Genomic DNA, 18,194 nt, shown 5'->3' on the forward strand with positions numbered 1-18,194 from the left:
TTATATGATTTTGTACTTCATTAATTGTCTGTTGTGCGATTCAAAACCGCTGGCGAGATACAATTTTTGTGCTTTTTCATTGTGCGGTTCCACTTCTAGATAAAGCAACTGTAACGATAGTTTACGACTTTCAGTTGTAATAAATGCAATGGCTTCGTTACCAATCCCTTTTCCACGTGCTTTTTCGGTGACATACAATTCGTCTAAAAAAGCAATTCTTCCTTGGTGTTCAAAACTAAAAACAAAGGTTAGAATAAGATAGCCCACAATTTCGTTGACGGATATAATGAGCCATGCTTTTCCTAAATTTTCATTGGAAATAAATTCTTGAAATAAAGTTTTGGACACATCAACAGAAATGGGATAATTATCTATAGCATAAAATTCCTGCATCAGCGAGACAATGGTTTCAATATCAGTAGCAACCAGAGGTTTAAATTCAATCATTCAAAATATGGTTTAAAATAATGGTGGTGGCGCCTTTATTCATTTGTACAAAAGTGCTGGATATATGGCCTTTTTCCTGTCGGATATCATCATTGTGAATCAGGTTTTCAAGGGCTTCGTCCAATTCTTTTTGATTGTTGACGGCAACACAGGCTTCCATATTGACCAAAGCAATTGCTTCTGCAAAATGCGAATAGTTGGGGCCAATAAGGATTGGAACACCAAAAGTTGCCGGTTCTAAGACATTATGAACGCCGGGATTCCCAAAACCGCCACCCACATAGGCAATATCCGCATAACTGTATATTTTTGTCAAAAGACCAATGGTGTCAATGATAAAAACATCGAAATCCTGTAGGGACAAGTCGCGACTTGTCCCTACAGTCTCCATTTCAGAGAATAAAACAGTTTTTTTGGTAATGCTGTTTTTTAAATTCTGAATTTGTTCCTCCTTTATATTATGTGGCGCAATAATAAATTTGACATTGAAAGTATTCGAATTTATAAAATTCACTATTAAATCTTCATCTTTTGGCCACGAACTTCCCACGACAATAGTGAGTGTGTTGTTTTTAAAATCAGAGATAAAATCCAACGAATTGTCTTTTTCTAAAATTGTAGCCACTCGATCAAATCGGGTGTCGCCAGAAACAGCAACGTCTGTTTTGCCTAACTGCTGCAGTAATTTTTTGGAAGTTTCATTTTGAACAAAAAAGTAGGTAAAGGCATCCAGCGCTTCTCTGTAAAAGCCGCCGTACCACTTGAAAAACAGTTGATTTTTTCTAAGAATTCCAGAAATCAGGTAGGTTTTAGTATTTGATTTTTTGAGTTCAAATAAATAATTGGGCCAATATTCGTATTTGATGAAAAACACTAAATCCGGATGAACGAGATTCAAAAATTGTTGTGCATTTTTCTTGGTATCCAAAGGCAAATAAACTGTAACATCAGCAACTGTATTGTTTTTACGGACTTCATAACCCGAAGGAGAGAAAAAAGTAAGCACGATTTTGTGCGAAGGAAACTGCTCTTTTATCTTTTCGAGCACGGGTAAACCTTGCTCGTATTCACCCAAAGAAGCGGCATGAAACCAAATTGTTTTGTCAGTACGTTTTATTTTTTGTTCCAAAATAGGGAAAACTACTTTCCTGCCATCCATAAAAAGTTTCATTTTTGGACTGAAAAGTGCTGTGATTTTTAATAAAAAACCAGCAAATTGAACCACTAAAGTATAGAGAAAAAGCATGATTAAAATTTTTGGGCTAAAATACGGTTTCTTTATTTTAATTTCTTCCACAGCAATATTTAAATTTTGGTTGTTAGGAATGTCATTTTTAGTTCATTTGAATAATATCTTTTTTTAATGTAGGTTGTATTGGTTTCAACTCATAAATAGCTATTTTTGTTCTTCGTTTTAAGAAAGTATTTACTGTATTAAGAAATGGTATTCTTTCGAACATTAAACAAAAATTGTAATGAAAAAAATCCAAATGGTTGACTTAAAAAGTCAATATGAAAAAATAAAAGATACCGTTAACATTTCTATTCAGGAAGTTTTAGATACTAATACTTATATTAATGGACCTCAAGTTCATCAATTTCAAAAATCATTAGAAGAATATCTGGATGTAAAACACGTAATTCCGTGTGCAAATGGAACTGATGCGTTGCAAATTGCCATGATGGGACTGGATTTAAAACCAGGCGATGAGGTAATCACTGCCGATTTTACCTTTGCAGCCACAGTGGAAGTAATTGCTTTGTTGCAATTGATACCGGTTTTAGTCGATGTGGATCTATATAATATGAATATTTCTATCGAAGGAATCAAAAAAGCGATTACGCCAAAAACAAAAGCGATTGTACCGGTACATTTGTTTGGTCGTGCCGCCAATATGGAAGCGATTATGGCGATTGCAAAAGAATATAACTTATACGTTATCGAAGATAATGCGCAAGCGATTGGTGCCAATTGTAAATTTTCGGATGGCACTAAAAAGAAAGCGGGAACGATTGGACACGTAGGAGCAACTTCGTTTTTTCCTTCAAAAAATCTTGGGTGTTACGGAGACGGCGGAGCTGTTTTTACCAATGATGATGCTTTGGCGCACAAACTTCGCGGAATTGTAAATCACGGAATGTATGAGCGATACCACCATGATGTAGTAGGCGTAAATTCCCGATTAGACAGTATTCAGGCGGCCGTTTTGAACGCAAAGTTGCCTTTGTTAGATGAGTATGGAAGAGCCAGACAAGATGCAGCCAGGAAATATTCTGCGGCTTTTGAAGGGCATAAAAATATCGTTGCACCAACTATTTGTTCAATTTGTGACTGTCACGTTTTTCATCAGTACACGTTACGAATCATTGATGCTGACAGAAATGGCTTGATGCAGCACTTATTGGAAAAAGGAATTCCTTGTGCTATTTATTACCCAATTCCGTTGCATTTACAAAAAGCCTACGCTGATTCCCGTTACAATGAAGAAGATTTTCCGGTAACCAATCAGCTAGTCAGGGAAGTGCTTTCGTTGCCAATGCATACTGAATTAGATGACGAGCAAATTAAATTCATCACGGATTCGGTTTTACAATATTTAAAATAATATTGTTGTAGAGACGCGATTCATCGCGTCTTTTTTATAAACGATTAGATGCAGTTTATTGCGTCTGTACAAAATTAGAAATCATGAAAATAGTAGTCACAGGTGGGTTAGGGTTCATAGGGTCTCACACCGTAGTGGAATTGCAAAACGAAGGGTTTGAAGTTGTCGTTGTTGATAATTTATCGAATACTTCCTTGAGTGTTTTGGACGGAATTCAGAATATTACGGGGAAAGTTCCGGCTTTTGAAAAATTAGATTTGCGCGAAAAAGAAAAAGTGCAGAATTTTTTCAAAAGGCATCCTGATATTTCAGGGGTCATTCATTTTGCAGCTTCAAAAGCAGTGGGCGAAAGTGTTGAGAATCCGTTGTTGTATTATGAAAATAACATCAATACACTGGTATATGTTTTGCAGGAATTACAGCTAAAACCGGAAGCAAATTTCATTTTCAGTTCTTCTTGTACGGTTTATGGTCAGGCCGAAACCATGCCAATTACGGAAAATGCATCTATTCAAACCGCCATGTCTCCTTATGGGAACACGAAACAAATAGGAGAAGAAATCATTACTGATACTGCCAAAGTTACTAATATCAATGCTATATTATTACGCTATTTTAATCCAATTGGGGCGCATCCTTCTACTGAAATTGGAGAATTGCCTATTGGAGTTCCTCAGAATTTAGTGCCGTTTATTACGCAAACCGGTTTTGGATTGCGAAAAGAACTTTCGGTTTATGGTGATGATTACCCTACTCCAGATGGAACGGCAGTACGCGATTACATTCACGTAGTTGATTTGGCGAAAGCCCACGTAATTGCTCTACAGCGCTTATTGAACAAAAAAAATACGGCTAAAGTAGAAACCTTTAATCTGGGAACCGGAACCGGCAGCTCAGTTTTAGAGGTTATTCATACTTTTGAAAAAGTAAGTGGTAAAAAATTGCCTTATAAAATTGTAGGTCGCAGAGAAGGAGACATTACCTCAGCTTACGCCAATACAGATAAAGCCAATACTATTTTGGGATGGAAAGCACAATCCACGCTGGAACAAGCTATGGCAAGTGCCTGGAAATGGGAACAGAAGATTAGGGGATGAAAAAATCACACCCGCTTCATACCAAAAATCAAAAACCTTCAAAATCATTTGATCTTGAAGGTTTTTGATTTTTGGGGTTCTTGCGGAACTGTTTGCGAATCATTTCATCTAGGATTTGAATAAAATGACTCTGAGGAATCCTTTCTGGTTTAATTTGGAAAAAGTAGTTTTGTATTGCTATCTTTTTGTATTAAAGTTGCAAAACTGCCACAAGCGGTAAGAACTAAAAATATAAATTTCTCATGTTAAATTATATGAAAGTCAGGATCTGGACTGTATTTAAAAGCCCAACAGCAATAGTATTAGCTTCGTGTTCGTGTAGCGAAGAGTCAACATCAAGTGAAATAAAAAGGAAGTGAAAAAAGAGGAAGATGAAGGAGCATGCTGGGCTATTTGTCCGGAATGTCAGGGACGTGGCAAAAAAAGTCGTGGGATCAGCAAGAAAGCGCGACTCCGCTATCAACTAGCATTTGATCTATTTGAAAAAACAAAAGGCGAAGGAGCGGCTCCAGTGTATCCCAAGGGTCACTTATACTCCTGTTTGAACTGTTACGGATCCGGTTTGGTTCATTCGGATAGTCACCCGGTTGCGGATAAAAAAAACTTCCCACACGTTGCTATTATCGGTGGTGGTATTGGAGGAGTAGCTCTAGCGGTGGCTTGTTTGCACCGCGGGATTCCTTTTACGCTATTTGAGCGCGACAGTAACTTCGATGCTCGCTCTCAGGGCTACGGACTTACTTTGCAACAAGGGAGTAAAGCGATCGAGGGATTAGGTATTTTTTCTTTAAAAGAAGGAGTGATTTCAACAAGACATCTGGTTCATACTGCAGAAGGAAAAGTGATTGGGGAATGGGGAGTCAGAAAATGGATACAGTCAGATACGAAAACATCTCCCAAGCGTTCCAATGTACATATTGCACGACAATCGATGCGTTTAGCCTTACTAGAGCAACTCGGCGGACAGGATGCAGTACAATGGGGGCATCAGTTGGTAGCGTTTGTGGCATGTAAGGATGGTGTTGATTTAAGCTTTCAAATAGACGGGAAAATAAAGAACTACAAAGCAGATCTTGTGGTTGGAGCCGATGGCATTCGTAGTTCGGTACGGACGCTACTGATTGGGGAGGATATTACTCCATTACGTTATCTGGATTGCATTGTTATTTTGGGAATTTGTCCTTTAAGTGCTCTCGAAGATCGTACAAGCCATTTACTAGACTCTGCAACTGTATTTCAAACCGCCAATGGCAATGAGCGGATCTACATCATGCCTTATACGTCAGACTCAGTGATGTGGCAACTTAGCTTCCCAATGCCAGAACAAGAGGCTAAGACATTAAGCGCTCAAGGACCTCAAGCACTCAAGGAAGAAGCGTGTCGTAGAACGCAGTGGCACGATCCCATTCCTCAGATTTTAGCGGCGACCCTGGATGCGCAGATTTCTGGCTATCCTGTGTATGACCGCGAATTACTCCAGTCAGAAATGATGGAGAAATGGGGGGCAGAGACTTTGATTGGTGATGCGGCTCACCCGATGAGTCCCTTCAAAGGACAGGGGGCAAATCAAGCCTTGCTAGATGCACTTTCGCTGGCTCGCGGAATCTCAAAGGGATGTGGCCCTTTATCTCAATGGAGAAAAGTTGGAATAAGGGAAAGTGTGTTAACGAAGTTTGAAGCGGAAATGTTAGAACGCAGTGGGATCAAAGTGCACGATTCAGCTGCAGCTGCAGAGTTCTTACATTCTGATATCGTGCTTCAAGAGGGAGATTCGCCCAGAGGACGGAGTCTAAAGAAAAAAGATATTTGATCCGCAACAATTTTAATATTGATCCTAAACGAAGTGTTCAATTAAGGATTAAACATAAAAAAACTCCATTAGAAATAATGGAGTTTTTGTGGGCGATGAGGGATTAGAACTTAATCTCTAATGCGCTGATATATAATAAATTATATTAGTCTAAAACAGAAGGGTCTCGATTTTGCTCCTTTAAACGGTTACAAATATCACTAAATCTTATAATGTAAATTTACTGATTAATAGGGGATTGACCAAATCTATATGCAATAAATTCATACTAAATAATGAACTAGTTATTAAACAGGTTGAGAATGCTAGGAAATTATATTTCCCTTTTTTGAATTTTTAGTTTTCAGCCAAAAATCAAGTGAGCCACTTGTTCATATTTTATTCCAGCATACAAACAAAACTCATCTATCGTTAAAAACTCATTCTCGAGTTTTTTTAGGTCGTTTTTAACCTTTTGCATCAATCGTGTACTTTGACGATAACTCTTTCCTGTTATGCGTTGTATGTCCTTTGGATAGATGCAAACTCTCTGTTTTTCAATATTCATACTCTATCTGTAGTTTTGACTAGGCTTTGATTAGCTTGAACTTACCATGCACTAAATTTTAAGATTATATAAATATAAGTTTTTCTTAAATATAATCTACTATCGCAATTTACTATGTTTTCTAATGATTGTATACAGGCATTTATGTCGATTTAAGTCATTTATGTAACTTTGTGACATATGGAATAGTGAGTGCTTTTTTATTCGCTTTAATTGGCTAAAATTTGTTTTGAAATCAATCGGAAGATGTTGCAACGGAAAAGATGATTTAAGGATTTTGAAAATAAATTTTAATTTAAATTTTAGAAATTATGGCAAGACAGAAAGGCATAATTAAATTGAAAGGTACTATCGGGGATATTACTTTTTATAAAACCAAAGATGGCCATTTAGCTCGTGAGAAAGGTGGAGTCGATGCGAACAGAATTGCGAACGATCCAGCGTTCCAGAGAACGCGTGAGAATGGTTCCGAATTTGGAAGAGCCGGGAAGGCTGGAAAAACTTTGAGAACGGCATTGAGAACTTTGCTTTTGAATTCTGCAGACAGCAGAATGGTGGGCAGACTTACCCAATCTATGGTCAAAGTGATCCAAGCGGATTTAGTTAATGAGCGTGGATTACGTAATGTGATTGATGGTGAAGCGGAATTGCTTGTGGGCTTTGAGTTCAACATCGGTGGAAAATTGGGAACTACCCTATTTGCTCCTTTTATTGGAGCGATTGATAGAGTCGCTGGCGAAATCACGGTTGATTTGGCATCGTTTATTCCTGCCAATATGATTGCAGCTCCAAGTGGAACTACTCATTTCAAAATAATTTCAGCTGGGGCTGAAATTGATTTTGAAGCAGAAGTTTTCGTTACTACAAATTCTGAAACTGCCATTCTTCCATGGGATATGACTCCAACTGTTGCTATCAATCATTTGAATGCGGTAACTCCTAACAGTACAAAACCTTTGTTTTTAGCTCTTGGAGTTGAGTTTTATCAAGAGGTCAATGGTAGAATGTATCCTTTGAAAAATGGTTCTTATAATCCATTGGCATTGGTGCAAGTAAGCGGATTGTAAGATGATTTTGGTACTATCCAGAACTTATTTCCCTGATGGAACTAACGGTAAACTCGAATGCGAGGGTAAATTGATTTGTAAAACCATTGAATTGCCTTGGAAGAAAAACGAAACGAAAGTTTCCTGCATTCCGGAAGGGAAATATTTTATAAAAAAGCGATACAGCATGAAATTTCAATGGCATTTGGAGGTTTTGGATGTAAAAAATAGAAGTTTAATTTTATTTCATCCTGCTAATAATGCTTTACAAGAATTGAATGGTTGTATTGCTCCAGTAACAAAACTTTCTGGACCAGGTTTAGGTCTTATGTCTCGAAAAGCTTTTGCCAAATTAAAAGAATTGGTTTATAAAGCTTTGGATAAAGAAGAAAGTGTTGAATTGATTGTCAAATCTTTAATTCATCAATTATGAATGTAATAAAAAGAGCGAAAGCTCCAACACCAAAATTTTTCAAAGTGCTTCGAAATATTGGTTTGGTATTGGCTGCCGTTGGCGGAACAATTTTAGCTGCGCCAATCGCTTTGCCAGTTGTGGTAACTTCTATCGGAGGTTATTTGGCGGTGGCCGGCGGTGTTATTTCGGCAGTTAGCCAATTGACAACCACAACAAGAAAAGTCGATGCAACACAGTAATTCAACTGTAATTGGTACCGCAGGCGGTACATTTTTAAGTATTTTGCCGAATCTGCATTCGGAAGATGTTTTGAAAACTGTAATATTAGCCTCAGTTGGCGCAATTGTTAGTTTTTTAATATCTTTGATTCTCAAATTTTTTATAAAGAAGCACAAAAAATAGTCTAATTCTAGTTGTGGTGACCTTTGGATTAGACAAATTTAAAGCCAAGTCGTGAGACCTGGCTTTCTTTTTAATTAATATTTTTTTTTACAACTTCTTTCACTCCTCCTTTTGTCAAAATTACAGAATTGCAAATACCTGATTTGTCCTGAATAAATTCAATTGTCCTGTCGTTGTTGTCCGCTCTAAAAAATTTTGTTTTGGATTCAGGTATAAGTTCCATTTCTACATTATTATAATAAAGTTTACCGTCAATTTTTAATATTTCAATTTTACCATACTTGCCTACATATTTATCATATATTGTAGAATCTATTTTAGTTTGATAATGTTTGTAGGGAAGTTCTACTTCTTTTTGCAATGCAATTGCTGAAAGTCCATAGCCTATAATATGTGAAAATGATTCGTTATTAGAAAGTACAGTCACAAAAATTTTGTCATCTGTAAATCGGTTAAAAGAAGTCATTGTACCAAAAAAGCCCCCGTCGTGAGCAATTAGTTGATGCCCGTGATTATAAAATGGATTAATTATAAATCCATATCCCCAATTTTCGGAACTATAGGGAGTAAACATTAGTTTCTTCATTTCTGTTGACAAGATGGTCTTTCCGTATAGCGCATTGTCCCATAAAGCTAAATCTTCAACGGTAGAATAAACACCATCGTGACCTATGTTGACTTCCCAATTGATATAGGGATTGTGGATAAATCCTTTTTCCGTTCGACAATAAGTCTTTGCTTTTTTTGAGATTATCGAATCATTATTACTAACACCCGTATTCTTCATTCCTACTTTTTCAAATATATTTTTTCTTAAAAAAACTGCGTACTTCTCACCTGAAACTTTTTCTATAATCTTAGCCAATAAGTAATAGCCTATATTGCTATATGCGGTTTTAGTTCCTGGTAAAAATTCATAAGGCATTTTTTTTATTTCAGAATAAGCAGAATCTACGTTAATAGTGCTTATTGCAATTTCTTTAAAACCTAAAGCAAGTCCTGAAGTATGAGATAATAACATATGAATAGTAACACTATCGGCTTTTGGGTAATCTGGAAAAAATTTACTTAAATGATCATTAAGTGACAATTTTCCTTTTTCTACTAATTGAAGAATAGCTGTAGCTGTAAATTGTTTTGTTACCGAAGCCAACTGAAATTTAGTATCTACAGTGTTTTTAATATTCCATTCGTAATCTGCTAAACCATATGCTTTTTTTAATAAAACGGAACCGTTTTTTGTAACAAGCACTGTTCCACTAAAGTTATTTACTTCAACCTGTGCTTGCATATATTTTGCAAGATTAGTTGATACATTTTTTTGTCCAAAAATTAATGTTGGAAAAAGTATAATTATTAAAACTTGTGCCGATATAAATATTTGATAGATTTTTTTCATTTTATTGTTTACAATTAGTAATTATTTTATTTAAAGTTTTATAGAGTATATTAATTTCTTCCAATGACAAACCATTTAGTGCCGTCTCCCTATTTAGTTGTACAATTGAGTTAATTAATTCTAGCGTTTTCATCCCTTTTTCGGTTATTTCTAGATTAAATTTTCTTCTATCCTCTTTATGGATAGTCCTGTTTAAATAATCTTTTCTAACCATTAATTCTATCATTCTCGTGATTGATGCATTGTCTTTAAATATAAGATTTGCCAATTCATTTTGAGAAATTTCAGCATCATTGTTAAGAATTATCAAGACCAAACATTGATCTATTGTAATATCTTTTACAATTTTTGAAATATTTCTCTGTGATACTTTTCTATACTCTTTAATTGCTTGTTCAATTAAATAAAGTACTGTTCCTGTTGGGTTTTTGTTATTCACATTAATTTGTTTGATGCAAATATATTTGATATATCAATATAAACCAAAAAATTGTTTTAAAAACTATAATTATTGCCACGTTTGGATTAGACAGTATTGAAGACCAAACCTTAAGAATGTGCTTTTTTTTAAGTTTTAAAACTGCACTTCTTCAAATAGATTTAGCGTAACTTCTAAAACCACTACTTCGGAATTGTGGTTGTACAATTCTTGCCATTATGCAATATCAATTGCTTTGGTTCTGGTGTCGAAAACGCCAAAACATACTCTTGATGCTTTGCTTTTCCAATTGTCGGTTTGGTACAAAATAAATAGTTTCATATTTGTCAATTTTAGGTTTATAAATGGGTCTATTTTTTGCAATAGCGATACAAAATCACTCTTCTCAAATCGTTTATTAAATTGATGTTTTCGTGAAATTGTTTTTCTTTTTGCTCTAAAAACTTGAGCGTAGCCATATTTTTTTGATGCTCTTCGTGTTCCTGCATCATTGTATTGGCTTTTGGATTGAATTCTTTTGAGAAGTCTGGAAGGCGTAAAAAAGGAATGACTGAACCTACTAAATGTTGATACCAGAATTTAGTTTGCCATAAACTATACGCTACAAAATAAATGCTTTCACAATCTTCTTCATTTTGAAAAATGACAACAAAACTGTTCGTGAATGGCTCTTTTTGTGGCTTTCCGCTGTTCATCCCTTTGTTAAGAATGAATAAATGGGGTTTGGTGTATAACGTGTGTTTTCGGTGCGTTTTGATGATAAAGTTTGGCATACTTTCGGTTTTTAAGATGATGTGCCTTGCTACCACAAGCCACACATAAAATTTTTAAAATAAAAAAAGAAAAAAAGAAAAAAAGAAAAAAAAGAAAGTCGTCGTTCAAGTGGAGGTTTCAAGAAAAGCAAGTTTTTTAGAAAAAATACTACCCGGATGGGTGGAGATTTTTACTAAAACCCGTAGGGCTTGAACTTTCTTTTCTTGAAACCGGAACTTACCTTTACTTTCTTTTATTTATTTTTTATTTTCCTTTCAACCGAGAAGTTTCAACCGAAGACGGATTCGAAAAATGTTGATGAAATAGATAATGTTCTTCGGAAAGGGTATGAATTTTTAAAACAGAAAAAAGAGATATAAAATCCATTCCAATTATTTTTCTGGTTTGAAAAATCATACTCTTTCGTGGACTTGATTTTGTGGGTGTAATCAATTGCTTTATCGAAACCGTAAATTTTAGAAGTCAAGTTGTAAAGCAATTGATTACACTTACAAAAACAATGAAAAAACTTACCTAGTGCGTCGGCAGAAGCTCAAAGCGAGTGTGTGTTTTTTTATTTGCTTACTGGGATATTTTTGATTGTTTTTATGATGGCTTGATGCCACAAACGGTCTTTGAATTATTAGATTTCCAATTATTAAAGAATGTTCTATGGAATTGTTATGGCATCTTGGCCATCGTGAAAGCAATTACTTCTTATTTTCTGGCAAATAAAAAATCACACTCTTGCTGGTATTTTTGGTTTTGTGGGTGCCAAAAATAGCATAATCAAAAGTTGTAGATTATAGAAAATATTCCTTGCTATTTACGGTACTTACAAAAGCAATGCAAACACTACTAATTTCAATACTATGTTGCTAAAACAATTGTAAAGTTCTTGCGGAAGAAATACTCTAATTTTAAAATAAATGTTGTTCGGAACCTTGATAGTGGTTTGCGAAGGACGGTTTTTTGAGCGGCTGGGTGATGCGATGGGAGCTGCTCAAAAAGTTGTCCTGGAGCAAACCACAAGCGCGTTGGCTGGAGCGGCTGTTTTACATAAATGATATTATAACTTCACTGCAAAAACCTAAAAAAAACAATAACAAAGCTTTGTGATGAATTATAATACTCAATTATGTAACACAGCTTGGGGGAAAGTTTTTGTTGCCCTACCATTAAATTTTCTTTTGAGCCGTAAACGTTTTAGGGCGTACAAAAACTTTTGGAGCGGTGGCAAAGGAGTGGCTTATGAAATGTAAAACTTCCTTTTACCACCGAACGAAAAAGAATGTTCTCGTTATTACAAATAGAATTAGTGAAATGAAGCAAACCAAAGAAGTGGCTATAGGAATACTTGGACTAGAGACGGTTTTTGTGCAGCTGAATGAGATAATGTTTTTTACCTTTCATAAGGCCATTGGGCTATTTTTATTAATTCCAAAGTTCCATATAATTGAGAATAGTGATTTTTAACTTTGCTTTTTTTAAGTTCTTTTAAATCATTGTTAATTAAAAATTTTCCAGTATTGAATGTCATTATTTCTTTTTCACATTCAGGATTCCATATTTCTTCCTGTCTTTCTGAAATATGAATGTATGGAACTAATACAGTTTCTTCTAAAATATCTAATAATTGTTTAATCTTTTCAAATTTATCATCCTCAACTCCTTTAATTTTGTTACCTGATAAAGCTATCAGGAATATAATTTCTGTAAAATGGGTTGCTAAACTTCGAGAACTATATCCACCATAAAATAATGGTTTAAAGTCATAACAAATATTTTTAATTTCTTTTAAATTTTCAGTTGTATCAAAGAGAAAAAATAACAGTAAAAAAGCTAAAGCATTACGATATTTCAATTCATTCAATCTATAAGAATCAAATGGATCAAAACTATTTTCTGAAGCTAACGAGTTGGGAAGCTCTTTTGATATTCTTTGTAATTCTGATATAAATTGATTTAATATCTCTTTTTTATTTTTTTCTGTGATTTTATTGAAGCTTATTTTTTTGGTTGTAAACCAGCTAAATAAAGCAATGAAAGAATCTGGAAATATGATTTTATTCATCCAGATTGGAAAGTCAAAATCATCTGAAACTATTTTTTTGTATAATGTTTTATGTATAAAATTTTCTATTTTTTTATTCCATTTGCCTTGTGATTGATTTCTATAACTCAAGCCAAAAATATGAATAAATAGGTGTTTACCTATGTTATCCCAATGGTCCTCAATAAATTTATTAATCAAGTTTTGATTTAGCCAATTTGGAATAATTTTATCACTTCCAATGTCATCAATTATATATGCTGAAAGAAATACTAATTCATTTTTGTTTTTTAAAACTTCTAACATTTTTGCTTTTGATATTTTTATATCGAACGCATACCAACCTATTAATACGGCTCTTATAATAGGAGTCATATTTTCAATATATACAAAATCTAATTTTCTATCAGTTCCAGATTTTACTAACTGTAAAGCAGCTATAATTGGATCTGACATCTGACTTGAATATTGACTTGCTTGAAATAGTTGTAACCATTCATTTGGATTGTCTGGAAATTCTTTTTTAGAATATCTACGTTTAAAATATTCTTCATTTAATGATGCTAGCAAAAATTGAAAGATGTTTTTACTTTGCTTCTTTCCAATTTTATTTTTAAAATTTTCAATAAGTATTTCTTCATTTTCTCCGTTATAACTTGTTCTAGTGAGAATTATAAACAGATTTGAAATCGCAATTGTATTATTTGCAAAATCATTAACGAGTTCTAAAATGATTTCATTAAAAATTTTAATCATTTTACTGTTTTTTAATGAGATGTAACCTTCATTCTTATTAAATGGTTTTGAAGGCGCTTCTTTTTCATCTATTGATGAAAAAGAAACGTTAGTTGTAGACTTTGTTAAATTTTCAATTTTATGAAGAATTAACCAGTCTATATACGTACATTCCGTAACTACCTTTTGAATGCTACTCTTTAACTTTTTCATACTAAATGGTCAGTTTTATATCTGAATTTTTTAATAGGTCATAATATTTTCTAGTAATCTGATTTAATTGTGCTTCATCTTCAACAATCATAATATCTACTTCATTCATATTACCAATGCTATTCGTTATTATGATACATTTTTCAAGAATCTCAACTCCATTTTTTTCAGTAACAGAAAACCAATATCGATTATGAAAATCTGTTTTTGAACTCCTAAATATTATTTTTCCTTGGGGAAAATAAGATTGAATTTTATTTGATGCTATTAAACCTTTTAATAGATTTTCATAATTGTTAAATCTCTGTTCTGTTTTAGTTGAATCTAAAGAAGAGTCTAATGTTAAATGATTATTAGCTCTAGAATTATTTCCTAAAATATTAATCGATTTTACTTTTCCCTGAATTGATGAATGTATCATACCATTGATAAAAGCAATCTGACAATGTTTAAGTGCAAACTCATTCGTTACATTATCTTGCTTTATTTCATTAATGTAGTAAGGATCCACAATTAAAACTTTTGGACCTAAATATTCAAATAATTCTTTGAATTTATCTGACAATTTCTTGTCGGCTTCATTGGTATCGGCATAAACATCTCTTTGCCAAGTAAAATTCGATAACTTACTGACTTTATTTTTTTCCGTGGAAGATATCATAAAACTTCTTCCATAAGCATCTTTGAATGTTGTATTAGCAATATTCATATCAAAACTAATGTTTCGAAGTAGTGTATATTTAACGGATCTTTCTATGATGTTGTTTGCTAAAACTTCTAATTTTCCCTCATCTGTTGGCTCATTTAAAATTATCTTAAAAAATCCATTTGTTTTGTCTATAAAACTTTTTCCTAATAATTTATCATCTTCACTTTCTATTTTTGCGGAATATGTATTAGTTTCAGTAAAATTTTGTTGATAAAAACCAACCATTTCTGTACTTCCAAGATCTTTTATCGCTGTTTTTCTAATTCCTCTAAATGTTAGATATGGTGTTCTGTATTCTTTAATACCAAAATTATTTTTTTGAAGATTATTAAATATAAAATTATCTTCAAAAAAACCTAATGGGAAAAGTGGTTTAATATCTTCATTGCCTATTGTGTATCCGGATAAAATTCTAAGGTTTTCTTTTTGATAAAACTCTTGAGGAATCTGACTTGAATCTTCAATATTTAAGTTGTCAAATATTGTATCACTTCTACTTTTTAACTCTGAATTTTCGTGTATTATTTTTTTAAAAGATGGTATTTTTAATGAAATTTCTTTATCTCCGATAATTACTCTACTGGATTTAATCATATTCTCAAATAAATCTAAAATAGCATCATCTTTTCCACAAGCAACCCATTGTTTTATAGCTAGTTTTTCCCAAACAAAACTAGCTTCTCCTCTATTTCCTTTTTGTGAATACCAATGAATATTGGCACTTGTATAAAAATCAGAAACTGGCTTGATATGAATAAATAAAACCTTTTCAATATTTGCCTCTTTTTGTGTAATTAGGTTTAGGATACTCGTATTTGGATACTTTTTCATATTATATCACAGATTAAAAGCTCTAATTAACTGCTCAAACAATTCTTTTACATCTACATTTCCAGCACCCATTTCTTTGAAAATTGCTTTGTCTGGCAAATCATCTTTTACAACTTCTGCAAAATATGCTATGTCGGATTTAATGCTTTTGGCAATTGTAAAATTATCTTCAGGTGTTAGTAATAGTAGCAATCTGAAAATATCCATTTTGTGTTTTCGCAATTGCTTTTCATCTATTTTTTCGCCGTTTTCCTTTAGGGTTTTATAATCTAGGAATGCTTTAGCTTTCAAACCGATCAAAGCTTCCGTATTAGCCAAATGTATTCCGTTGTCTAATTGGCTGTGTTGAATTGTAAAGTTATAGTAATCGTCATCCATCAGTATTGCCGATAGACTAGAAATCTCCGTATCTACAGGAATTGGCGTTAAATGGGTTCCCTCGTTTAAATCTAATAAATCGGGTATTCTTGAGAATAATTCAATTTGAAAAGGGAAGTCTTCCAGTTGTGGTTTTTGAAAACGATAGTATTTTCTATCGTCTTCACTTTTTTCTTTGACCCCATAATTTCCTTGTTTTATGAATTCCCAAAAATGAGCTACAAATTCCGGGCTTAATGCTTCTATAACTAAAATTATATCAATGTCCTTTGTTGCTCTAGGTGTTAAACCTACGTTTTCAATGATAATGTCACAGGCCGTTCCGCCTATGATGATATAGTTATCCGTGAAATCTTTAAAATGTTCTCTGAAAGTTTCTAAACCTCTTACCATATGTATTTTTCTATTATTTGATCTAATGCCATATCAGTTCTTTCGTCAATAACCCCATCTTTCAAGCTAATGTATAAAGACAATGGGTCTACATTATTTTTCTTTGTTATTCCTTTTGTAATTAATTCCGGATTGTATTTCCAAACTTCTAAAGCATAGTTTCCGTTTTCATTATTTAGATTTACCAATTGGTCTGTTTTTTCCAGCTCATAGAATTTGTTTTTTTCTATGGCAAAATATTCCAATTTACTTGGGTTCATATCGCTGTATTCTTCCAATGCAGTAGCGTTAGAGCAATGCAGTTTAATTGGTGGTTTTTCATCTACATAAACTGTTTTTAGTACTGGATTTATTAGATGTTTTTCAATGTTTTTCCAAAGTTTTTGTATATCAGCTTCAAATACAATATTTTTTTCTTTAGTTCCAACAACCTCAACAATAGCTAATCGTTTTAAATTTTCTATCGCTTTTGTTATTCCCATTTGAGTGTATTGGAATTTTTCTGCTAGTTCTTTGAAAGTATATTGGCTTAAATTGTCTTCTTTGTGCAGTATTTGATATAGCAAAATTAATTGTGCAGAAGGTAGCAGCAGGAATTCTTTTTGAAATGCTTTGTCCCTATTAAAATCTTGAATATCGATGAGTAATTCTGCGAGAAACATTTGCTTACCAGGAACGATGAAACTAATTTTTTGGTCAATAAGTCTTTTTCGATTTATAGCCGTGATGTCTTCAGTAACAATAATAATTTTTTTGTCTAATATCTTTTGGATTGCTACTACTTGTTGTCTTAATTGTGCAGCATTGAACGCATCTTCTTTATTAACCTGTACTAAAATTAATTCGTGATTGTGTAAATGAGTTACATAAAAATTAAAATTGTTTTTGAAAAGGAACGGTAATTTATTGGTGTAATCTTTTGATAACTCTTTTATTTCAAGGTCTTTTCCTAGTATTTGATGGATGTATTCTTTTAATTTTTCCATAATAAACTAATAATTATTATAATAAACCTTGTAGGTTTATTGTGCAAATATAGGTTTATTATACTAAATATCAATTTATTAATGTATAAAAATCGATTTACTACACTAAATATACATTAATTAATGTACAAATTTGGGTTTAGCTATATTGAAATAATGGCTTTATTGTTATATCCAATGTTTTCATTGTACTTAACATATCCCAATTGATTGGTAACTAATTTAGTATTTCCGATTTGGAAATCTTCAACATTAGAATGATGGTGTCCATAAATCCAATAATCGATATCGCTTTCTTCGATTAAATCAGTTAAGTTGGTTGCAAAAGCTTCGTTGATTTTACTATTAACATATTTTTCGGGATAATTTACAAAAGTTGGCGCGTGGTGTGTTACAACAATTGTTTTATTGTCTGATTTTATTGCTAATGCTTTTTGTAGAAATTCTTTGCTCTCTTGATGTAGCAAGTTATAATCATCAACATTGAATAACCGATCCTTGTACTTGATTACTTTAAAATCTGAAATTGCTTGTTGAATTGTCCAATGCTTGTCTTGTGAAATATTTGACCATAGTGTAGAAAAAATTAGATTAACTCCGGAAACTTCTTTTACACAATTGTTTACTAAAAAGATATTCTCTCTAATTTTTGTGTCTAAAATTGCACTATTATCAACTCTGTAATAGTAATACTCGTGATTCCCGGGTATCCAGAAAGTCATTTTGAAATGTATTGAAATGTAATTGAAGAAATCTTGGTGTTTATCCATTATTTTAAGAGGTACAATGTCTCCAGCCAAAATAAGTATATCAGCCATTGGTTCTATTGGATTATCAAGAATGTAGTCTTTGTTGTCTGGGAATTCAAGATGTAAGTCGGAGCAATATTGGATTTTCATTTTTAATTATAGTTTTCGAAGTTTTGTAATTAAATT

Annotated in this window: 16 protein-coding genes; 6 read left to right on the top strand and 10 right to left on the bottom strand. The window is 33.0% G+C overall.

Annotation, left to right across the window (positions count from 1 at the left end):
• Complete coding sequence (locus EKL98_RS12685) at window positions 1–447, bottom strand: GNAT family N-acetyltransferase (RefSeq protein WP_126562773.1); 447 nt, start codon at window positions 445–447, stop codon at window positions 1–3.
• Window positions 440–1,693, bottom strand: a complete 1,254-nt coding sequence (locus EKL98_RS12690) for a 3-deoxy-D-manno-octulosonic acid transferase (protein ID WP_126562775.1) — start codon at window positions 1,691–1,693, stop codon at window positions 440–442. The genes EKL98_RS12685 and EKL98_RS12690 overlap by 8 nt, the downstream gene beginning before the upstream one ends.
• A gap of 229 nt (window positions 1,694–1,922) precedes the next feature.
• On the opposite strand from EKL98_RS12690, the gene EKL98_RS12695 reads away from it, so the two are divergent.
• The 6 genes from EKL98_RS12695 to EKL98_RS12725 all read left to right on the top strand — a co-directional run bounded on the left by EKL98_RS12695 (window position 1,923) and on the right by EKL98_RS12725 (window position 8,207).
• Window positions 1,923–3,053: a DegT/DnrJ/EryC1/StrS family aminotransferase gene (locus EKL98_RS12695; protein WP_126451752.1), complete on the top strand. Its 1,131-nt coding sequence runs from the start codon at window positions 1,923–1,925 to the stop codon at window positions 3,051–3,053.
• Window positions 3,054–3,136: 83 nt separating this feature from the next.
• On the top strand, window positions 3,137–4,150 hold the full coding sequence (gene galE / locus EKL98_RS12700; RefSeq protein WP_126562778.1) for a UDP-glucose 4-epimerase GalE: 1,014 nt from the start codon (window positions 3,137–3,139) through the stop codon (window positions 4,148–4,150).
• Between the two features lie 355 nt (window positions 4,151–4,505).
• Window positions 4,506–5,960: an FAD-dependent oxidoreductase gene (locus EKL98_RS12705; RefSeq protein ID WP_126562780.1), complete on the top strand. Its 1,455-nt coding sequence runs from the start codon at window positions 4,506–4,508 to the stop codon at window positions 5,958–5,960.
• 858 nt (window positions 5,961–6,818) lie between these two features.
• Window positions 6,819–7,574, top strand: coding sequence for a hypothetical protein (locus EKL98_RS12715; protein WP_126562785.1), 756 nt, complete (start codon window positions 6,819–6,821; stop codon window positions 7,572–7,574).
• A 1-nt stretch (window position 7,575) separates the two neighbouring features.
• Complete coding sequence (locus EKL98_RS12720; protein WP_126562788.1) at window positions 7,576–7,986, top strand: DUF5675 family protein; 411 nt, start codon at window positions 7,576–7,578, stop codon at window positions 7,984–7,986.
• Complete coding sequence (locus EKL98_RS12725) at window positions 7,983–8,207, top strand: hypothetical protein (protein ID WP_126562790.1); 225 nt, start codon at window positions 7,983–7,985, stop codon at window positions 8,205–8,207. Before EKL98_RS12720 ends, EKL98_RS12725 begins: the two co-directional genes overlap by 4 nt.
• 233 nt (window positions 8,208–8,440) lie before the next feature.
• Here the strand turns inward: EKL98_RS12725 and EKL98_RS12735 are convergent, their stop codons facing one another.
• From EKL98_RS12735 to EKL98_RS12775, 8 genes are all read right to left on the bottom strand, one after another.
• Window positions 8,441–9,769: a serine hydrolase gene (locus tag EKL98_RS12735; RefSeq protein WP_126562791.1), complete on the bottom strand. Its 1,329-nt coding sequence runs from the start codon at window positions 9,767–9,769 to the stop codon at window positions 8,441–8,443.
• Between the two features lies 1 nt (window position 9,770).
• Window positions 9,771–10,208 carry a MarR family winged helix-turn-helix transcriptional regulator gene (locus EKL98_RS12740; protein WP_158618332.1) on the bottom strand — a complete coding sequence of 146 codons (438 nt, stop codon included), beginning with the start codon at window positions 10,206–10,208 and terminating at the stop codon, window positions 9,771–9,773.
• A gap of 350 nt (window positions 10,209–10,558) precedes the next feature.
• On the bottom strand, window positions 10,559–10,981 hold the full coding sequence (locus EKL98_RS12750; protein ID WP_126562793.1) for a DUF6943 family protein: 423 nt from the start codon (window positions 10,979–10,981) through the stop codon (window positions 10,559–10,561).
• Window positions 10,982–12,363: 1,382 nt separating this feature from the next.
• Window positions 12,364–13,962 carry a hypothetical protein gene (locus EKL98_RS12755; RefSeq protein WP_126562794.1) on the bottom strand — a complete coding sequence of 533 codons (1,599 nt, stop codon included), beginning with the start codon at window positions 13,960–13,962 and terminating at the stop codon, window positions 12,364–12,366.
• A 1-nt stretch (window position 13,963) separates the two neighbouring features.
• The gene (locus tag EKL98_RS12760) at window positions 13,964–15,502 is read right to left on the bottom strand and encodes a hypothetical protein (protein ID WP_126562795.1); all 1,539 of its coding nucleotides are present in this window, start codon (window positions 15,500–15,502) and stop codon (window positions 13,964–13,966) included.
• A 6-nt stretch (window positions 15,503–15,508) separates the two neighbouring features.
• Entirely contained in the window at window positions 15,509–16,273 is a 765-nt protein-coding gene (locus EKL98_RS12765) for a hypothetical protein (protein ID WP_126562796.1), read from the bottom strand.
• On the bottom strand, window positions 16,267–17,259 hold the full coding sequence (locus EKL98_RS12770) for a MarR family transcriptional regulator (protein ID WP_126562797.1): 993 nt from the start codon (window positions 17,257–17,259) through the stop codon (window positions 16,267–16,269). Before EKL98_RS12770 ends, EKL98_RS12765 begins: the two co-directional genes overlap by 7 nt.
• Before the next feature lie 143 nt (window positions 17,260–17,402).
• Window positions 17,403–18,158, bottom strand: coding sequence for a metallophosphoesterase (locus EKL98_RS12775; protein ID WP_126562798.1), 756 nt, complete (start codon window positions 18,156–18,158; stop codon window positions 17,403–17,405).
• Between the last annotated feature and the right edge of the window lie 36 nt (window positions 18,159–18,194).

This window comes from Flavobacterium bomense, assembly GCF_003970355.1.